The sequence below is a fragment of the Nocardia cyriacigeorgica genome, assembly GCF_010858045.1.
Taxonomy (GTDB): Bacteria; Actinomycetota; Actinomycetes; order Mycobacteriales; family Mycobacteriaceae; genus Nocardia; species Nocardia cyriacigeorgica_E.
Window position 1 is genome coordinate 1 of record NZ_JAAGVC010000208.1, and the last position, 334, is coordinate 334.

General features: G+C 66.2%; 1 protein-coding gene. It reads left to right on the plus strand.

The window, feature by feature from the left end; all coding sequences use genetic code 11:
* The coding region (locus GV790_RS29395) for an alanine--tRNA ligase-related protein (protein WP_256673610.1) at positions 1-334 on the plus strand (334 nt) is incomplete at both ends.

A 334-nucleotide genomic window follows, 5' to 3' on the forward strand; every position in this document is an offset into this window, starting at 1 on the left:
ATGTGCGGTTCCGCGTCATCGCCGACCATGCGCGCACCGCGGCCATGCTGATTGCGGACGGTGTCAACCCCGGCAACGACGGCCGTGGCTATGTGCTGCGCCGGCTGCTGCGTCGCATCGTGCGCTCGGCACGGCTGCTCGGCGCCGACAAGCCGGTCATGAGCGAGTTCATGAAGGTCGTCAGCGAGCTCATGTCGCCGTCGTACCCGGAGCTGGCCACCGATTACGGTCGCATCGAAACCGTCGCGATTGGCGAGGAAACCGCCTTCCTCAAGACGCTGAACACCGGCTCGAAGCTGTTCGACGACACCGCCGACTCCGTGAAGGCCTCCGG